Below are 6,309 nucleotides of genomic sequence, written 5' to 3' on the forward strand. Positions count from 1 at the left end.
CCCGGGCGTTCGCCGCAGATCGCACGCCGAAAGGTATGTTGTTCTTTGCATTCACGACCGCGCTTGGCCAAGAATGCCCGGCGATTTTCGCAAGTTTGAGAGGGAGGCTTCGATGACCCGTACGCCCGGTTTCAACACGCTCGCCGTCCATGCCGGCGCCAAGCCGGACCCGGCGACCGGCGCGCGCGCCACGCCGATCTATCAGACCACCTCCTATGTCTTCGATGACGCCGACCACGCCGCCTCGCTGTTCGGGCTGAAGGCCTTCGGCAACATCTATACCCGCATCATGAACCCCACGCAGGCGGTTCTCGAGGAGCGTCTCGCCGCGCTCGAAGGTGGCACTGCCGCGCTGGCCGTCGCCTCCGGCCACGCCGCCCAGGTCATCGTCTTCCACAATCTGATGCGGCCGGGTGACAATTTCGTATCTGCCACAAAGCTTTATGGCGGCTCCATCAACCAATTCGGCCACGCCTTCAAGAATTATGGCTGGGAGGTCCGCTGGGCCGATACCAACGATCCATCGACCTTTGAGAGCCAAATCGACGACAACACCAGGGCGATCTTCATCGAAAGCCTCGCCAATCCGGGCGGCATCTTCGTCGACATCGAGAAGATCGGCGACATCGCTCGCAGGCACGGCCTGCCGCTGATCGTCGACAACACGCTGGCCTCGCCCTATCTCGTGCGGCCGATCGAGCATGGCGCCGACATCGTGGTGCATTCGCTGACCAAGTTCATCGGCGGCCACGGCAATTCGATCGGCGGCGCCATCGTCGACGGCGGCACCTTCGATTGGTCGAAGTCGGGCAAATACCCGATGCTGTCGGAGCCTCGCCCTGAATATGGCGGCCTCGTCCTGCACGAGACTTTCGGCAACTTCGCCTTTGCCATTGCCGCGCGCGTGCTCGGCCTGCGCGACCTCGGCCCGGCGATCTCGCCCTTCAACGCCTTCCTGATCCTGACCGGCCTGGAAACCTTACCGCTCAGGATGCAGCGTCATTGCGACAACGCCGCGAGCGTCGCCGCCTGGCTTTCCAACCATCCAAAAGTCGCCTGGGTGAACTATCCCGGACTGCCGAGCGACAAGAACAATGCGCTGCAGAAGAAATACTCGCCGCAGGGTGCCGGCGCCGTTTTCACCTTTGGCCTCAAGGCCGGCTACGAGGCCGGCGTCAAGTTCGTCGAGGCGCTGGAACTGTTCTCGCACCTCGCCAATGTTGGCGACACCAAGTCGCTGGTCATTCACCCGGCCTCGACCACGCACCGGCAACTGTCCGACGAGCAGAAGGTAAAGGCCGGTGCCGGCCCGGACACGGTCCGCCTGTCGATCGGCATCGAGGACGTCAACGACATCGTCGCCGACCTCGAACAGGCGCTGAGCAAGGTCTGAGCGCGATGTCCGCCTTTCTCGCGGTTGATCCCGAAACTGTCGAGCCGGAGGCCGGCGCGCCGACCCCGGAACGCTTGATCTCCGGCGATCCGAAATTCCGCACCTGGAATGTCGAGGAGCGGGACGGCAGCCTTTATGCCGGCATCTGGGAAGCGACGCCGGGCAAGTGGCGCATCGTCTATGACGAATGGGAATTCTGCCACATCCTGTCCGGCGTCTCGGTGATCGCCGAAGACGGCGGCGACGCGCGCACGGTCAAGGCCGGCGACAGTTTTGTGCTGCGGCCGGGTTTCAAGGGCACCTGGGAAGTGCTCGAGACGACGCGTAAGGAATATGTGATCAAGCTGTGAAGCGCGCTTGCCGGCGGTTAGAGCAGCCGGTCGACATCCGCATCGGAGAAACCGAATCCGGCCATCAGGTCGCGGTGCCAGCGGCTTCCAAGCAGGTCGCCCAGACCGTCATCGACACGCCGCCTCAACGCGTCGTTGCCTTTGGCGACCGCAAACGCGCCGGCGGCGGGCAACCGTTCGGACGCGGGAACGTCAATGACATCGGCCAGCGCAGCCGGTCGCCGCGCGATGTAGCCGCGATGCGCCATGGCAACGCTGGCATAGGCCTGCACCATGCCGGTAGCCACCGCCTCCGCTGCCTCGGCCTGCGTGGCGAACACACTGATCCGCTCCGGCGGCACGCCATTCTCAAGTGCCGTCCGATGCTGGATCTGATTCGATATCACTCCAAGCCTCGCGGGAGGGTGGCCTGCAAGAGAGCGATAGCCCTCAAGGTCGAGCGGGTTGCCCTTGGCGACCATCAAGCCGTCCGGCAGCGACCAGATCGGGCGACTGAAGTCCACCAGCTTGCTGCGCTCTTCTGAGATGAACAGACCGGTGGTCATGTCCCAGCGACCGTCGGCCAGTCCCGGCAGCAACTCGGCGAAATCAGTCTCGACGGGCGTGAAAGCCGTCGTTTCGGACATCGCGAAGATCTTCTCGGCCAGCATCGCGTCGCAGCCGCCGACTTTCCCGGATGCATCGGTGAAGCAGAAGGGAGGCTCCTGCAGAAAGGCGAATCTCATTTTCCAGGCCTCCGGATTTTTGCGGCTCAGAAGCGCACCGACAGCGCTTCCAATCCATGAAAATGATAGGTGTCGCGGAAGCGCGGCTCTTCCGTCAGGCCTAGATCCGGCAGCCGGTCGAACAGCGTCTTCAGCGACACCTGCAACTCCAACCTGGCCAGCGGCGCGCCGAGGCAGAAGTGGATGCCGGCGCCGAACGACACGTTCTTCTGGTCCGTCCGCGCGGGGTTGAATGTGGCCGGTCCGGCGAAAGCCAGCGGATCACGATTGGCCATGCCGAGCAGCAGCGCCACCGTCTCGCCGGGCTTGAGCAAAATGCCCGGAGCAGCTTCCATCTCTTCATAGGCATAGCGCAGGAACATGTGCAGCGGCGCATCGTAGCGCAGGCATTCCTCGACCGTGGCGGCATTGGCCTCCGGTGTTGCAAAGAAGCGGCGCCCATCGCCGCCCTGCGCGAGGATCGTTCTCACGGCATTTCCGGTCTGGTGCACAGTCGCTTCGTGCCCTGCGTTGAGCAGAAGGATAGCTGAGGAAACCAGCTCGTCCTCCGAGAGCTTCTGGCCGTTGTCCTGGGCCTCGATCAGCAGCGAAAGCAGATCGTCGCCGGGTCTCTTGCGCCGCTCGGCGACATAGCCGCGCAGGAAAGCCGCGAAATCGTGCGCGGCGCGGTTGGCCGTCTCCTCGGTCTCGCGCGTGCGGCCGTGCATGTACATGGCGACCATCTGATGCGACCAGTCGAGCAGTTGCGGCCCCATCTCGACCGGAACGCCGAGCATCTCGGCGATGATGGTGATCGGCAAGGGCGAGGCGTAAGCGGGCAGAAGATCGACGGAGCCCGGCTCGAAGCGGTCGATCAGCTCATTGGCCAGAGCCTCGATGGGCGGCCGCAGCCGCTCGACCTGGCGCGAGACGAAGGCCCGATTGACCAGTGTCCGCAACCTCGTGTGCACCGGCGGCTCGAGCTCAAGCATCGAATTGGCTTCGATGGCGTCGAAGGCGGTCAGGTGCGAACGGTCGTCGCCAACCCCGCGGCTGTCGGGAATGCCGGCCGGGTTCTGGCGGCCGAAGCGACGATCGCGAAGCAGGCGGTTGACGTCGTCGAAGCCGCCGAAACACCAAAAACCGTAATTCTCCCAGAAGAAGGCGTTCGAAGCGCCGTGCAAGAAGGCGTAGCCCTCATACGGGTTCTGCACAAAGGCCGGTTCATGCGGGTCGAGGCGCAGGCGGCGGCTGACGGGGTCGAACGTGAGATAGGGTGGCATCATGTTCGACCAATAGCGCGCCTTGCCGGCCCGATGCCAGACCGCATCGCCGAGCCGGTCGTGCCGATATATTGAGCCAGGCTGGCCGCTGGAGAGGAAGAGCGGGTGGCGCGCCCATGGCTCCGGCGCAGCGCTTCAGCGTCCCGTTTTCAGGATACCGGCCACCTTGGTGGCGATCGCGGCATCGAGCACCTGCCAGTTCCCGAGCAACTCGCGCGGGAAGCGGTAGGTGAGGCTGAGATCGTCGCCGATCTGGATGTCGCGCTCGCAGGGGGCGAGCGATTCCTCGGCAGTTGGGCCGCTCAGGCAGCGGGCGACGAACGGGTCTTTGCCGGGGCGCTCGGCGACCGCCAGGACCTCGTTGAGATAGCCCGATTTCTCGGTAAAGCCGTAGAGCGTCGTCCCGCCCGGGCCGGGCGTGCCCGGCTTGACAATCAGGGCGCTGTAGATTGGGGCGAAACGGCCGCTCATGTCGCGCGACATCATCCGCGGCTCGAATGACAGGAAGATGATCTTCCTGGTCGTGGCGTGGTTGAAGTCGTCGCGCGCGGCGGTGCTGTAGCCGTCCATTTCGGGATAGCGCAGATAAAGGTCGAGGCGCGAGGCGATGCCGTCGCGCCTCGCCTGATCGAAGCGGATGAAGTTGGCCGGCACACTGATCACATTGTTGCTCATGACGACCTGGCGCACGGTCGTGTCGTCGGTATAGCCGGCCATGGCGATCGACCGGCCGAGCCATTTGCCGCCGAGACTGATAGCCACCGAAAGCAGGGCGAGCGCCGCGAAGACATAGAAGACCCGCTTCATCAAGGTCGAGTCGACAACCTCGAATTCCTCCGCGGCGGCTGCCTCTCTCATCCCAATTCCCCGATCCGCTCACCTGTCTTCAGGTGGCACAACTGGCGCGGCATGGCTCTTGCAGCGCGTCGGCACGACTGTGCGGTCTCATGGTAAACGGTTGGTAAAGATGGATCTCATGCTGCTCCCTCTCTACGCTTTTGCGGTCGGCCTGACGGCTTGCGGCCTCGCCGGCTCGGCGATGGAAATCGTCTGCGGTGGCCGGCTGGCCTTCGCCGAACCCTATGTCACGCCTGCCCATATTGTGCGCTCGCTCGCGGTGACCGCCTGCGCCGGCCCGTTCATGCTCACCAATGATGCTCTGGCTGCGCGGCGCGAGGGACGCATCGGCACGCTGGCGCTGCTTTCCTGCGGCTGCACGGCGATTGCCTGGGCACTGGCGCTCGGCATCGTGCTGATCACCATTGCTTCCTGGGCAACGGGTCTCCTAAGCTCCGCCGAATTCTCGGCTTGAGACGAATCGGAGAAAAGATGCCGATCTATGCGATCGACGGGAAGGCGCCCCGGTTCGAGGACGCCGAAACCAATTGGGTGGCGCCCGACGCCACGCTGATCGGCGATATCGCGATAGGCCGCAATGCCGGCTTCTGGTTCGGCGTCGTCATCCGCGGCGACGGTGAAACGATCACCATCGGCGCCGACACCAATGTGCAGGAACATACGGTCATGCACACCGATCCGGGCTATCCGCTCACCATCGGGCAGGGCTGCACGATCGGTCATCGCGCCCTGCTGCATGGCTGCACGGTCGGCGACAGCAGCCTGATCGGCATGGGCGCCATCGTGCTCAACGGCGCGAGGATCGGCAAGAATTCGCTGGTCGGCGCCGGCGCTTTGGTGACGGAAAACAAGGTTTTCCCGGACAATTCGCTGATCGTCGGCTCGCCCGCCAAGGCGATAAGGGTGCTGGATGACGCGGCAATCGAGAGGCTGCGGGTCTCGGCCGCGCACTATGTCGCCAACGGCAGGCGCTTCAAGACCGGATTGAAGGAGCTGTGACAGCGGTTCAGTCCGCCGCTTCGCCCGCGACCTTATTCACTGCGTCGGGACATTGCCTGACGCAGCAGCGACGCCCCCGCTTCGAAACCGGCGCGGTCTGCACCCTTCCAGGGCGGTTTCACAATCATCGATGCGCGTCCTGAGCGACGGATCCGCGCCCGACGCCAGCAGCAGGCGGATTGCCTCGGCGTCGCGCTGCGCCACGGCGTAATGCAGAGGCGTCCAGTCGTTGACCCCGCGCATGTTCGGGTCGGCGCCCTGCTCGAGCAGGATCTGGATAAGCTGCAGCCTGTCCGGCCGCTCGGTGGATAGCGCGGCGATGATCGACGGGAAGCCGGCGGGATCCTCGTAATTCGGATTCGAGCCTGCATCAAGCAGCGTGACGATGAAGCCGGCCGGGCTCCAATAGATCGCGTATTCCAAGGGATGGCCGAGGCCGAGCTCGAACGGCATCCTCTCGTCGTACCATTGCGCGGAGCCGCCGAGCGCCTTGCCAAGCCCATCGAAATCGCCCGCCTTGAAGGCGTCGTCTATCGCCTTGAACAGCTTGGCGCGCTCGCAGCGGTCGTCAGGGATTTCCAGCATCGCCGTCCATCCAAAAATAAACGGCCACAGTGCTCCGGTCTGCCGTTACGAGAAAGGCCCGCAGGCGGCGGCAAAAAAAGCGGAGCCGGCCCGGGGACAGGGCCGGCTCCTAAAACCCGGTCGTTGGGGACGGGGAG

8 protein-coding genes are annotated in these 6,309 nt (G+C 64.3%); 4 read left to right on the top strand and 4 right to left on the bottom strand.

Going from position 1 to position 6,309, the window contains the following annotated elements; genetic code table 11:
- Positions 1-112 precede the first annotated feature (112 nt).
- Together EOA49_RS29350 and EOA49_RS29355 are read left to right on the top strand one after the other, a co-directional pair.
- Positions 113-1,393 (top strand): O-acetylhomoserine aminocarboxypropyltransferase, encoded by a 1,281-nt coding sequence (locus EOA49_RS29350; protein WP_066989881.1) that lies wholly within the window; start codon positions 113-115, stop codon positions 1,391-1,393.
- A 5-nt stretch (positions 1,394-1,398) separates the two neighbouring features.
- A complete protein-coding gene (locus tag EOA49_RS29355; RefSeq protein ID WP_127241922.1) occupies positions 1,399-1,743 on the top strand; it encodes a cupin domain-containing protein in 345 nt (114 codons plus the stop codon).
- 17 nt (positions 1,744-1,760) lie between these two features.
- Here EOA49_RS29355 and EOA49_RS29360 read toward each other — a convergent pair whose 3' ends face one another.
- The 3 genes from EOA49_RS29360 to EOA49_RS29370 form a co-directional block, all read right to left on the bottom strand.
- Positions 1,761-2,468, bottom strand: a complete 708-nt coding sequence (locus EOA49_RS29360; protein WP_127241921.1) for a transporter substrate-binding domain-containing protein — start codon at positions 2,466-2,468, stop codon at positions 1,761-1,763.
- Positions 2,469-2,494: 26 nt separating this feature from the next.
- Positions 2,495-3,733, bottom strand: coding sequence for a cytochrome P450 (locus EOA49_RS29365; protein WP_127243506.1), 1,239 nt, complete (start codon positions 3,731-3,733; stop codon positions 2,495-2,497).
- Between the two features lie 132 nt (positions 3,734-3,865).
- The gene (locus tag EOA49_RS29370) at positions 3,866-4,588 is read right to left on the bottom strand and encodes a hypothetical protein (RefSeq protein WP_127242236.1); all 723 of its coding nucleotides are present in this window, start codon (positions 4,586-4,588) and stop codon (positions 3,866-3,868) included.
- Positions 4,589-4,697: 109 nt separating this feature from the next.
- On the opposite strand from EOA49_RS29370, the gene EOA49_RS29375 reads away from it, so the two are divergent.
- A complete protein-coding gene (locus tag EOA49_RS29375) occupies positions 4,698-5,042 on the top strand; it encodes a hypothetical protein (RefSeq protein WP_095801299.1) in 345 nt (114 codons plus the stop codon).
- A 17-nt stretch (positions 5,043-5,059) separates the two neighbouring features.
- Complete coding sequence (locus EOA49_RS29380; RefSeq protein WP_095801300.1) at positions 5,060-5,587, top strand: gamma carbonic anhydrase family protein; 528 nt, start codon at positions 5,060-5,062, stop codon at positions 5,585-5,587.
- A gap of 36 nt (positions 5,588-5,623) precedes the next feature.
- Here EOA49_RS29380 and EOA49_RS29385 read toward each other — a convergent pair whose 3' ends face one another.
- Complete coding sequence (locus EOA49_RS29385; RefSeq protein ID WP_245460835.1) at positions 5,624-6,172, bottom strand: ankyrin repeat domain-containing protein; 549 nt, start codon at positions 6,170-6,172, stop codon at positions 5,624-5,626.
- Positions 6,173-6,309: the final 137 nt, after the last annotated feature.

Source organism: Mesorhizobium sp. M1A.F.Ca.IN.020.04.1.1, from assembly GCF_003997315.1.
GTDB lineage: Bacteria > Pseudomonadota > Alphaproteobacteria > Rhizobiales > Rhizobiaceae > Mesorhizobium.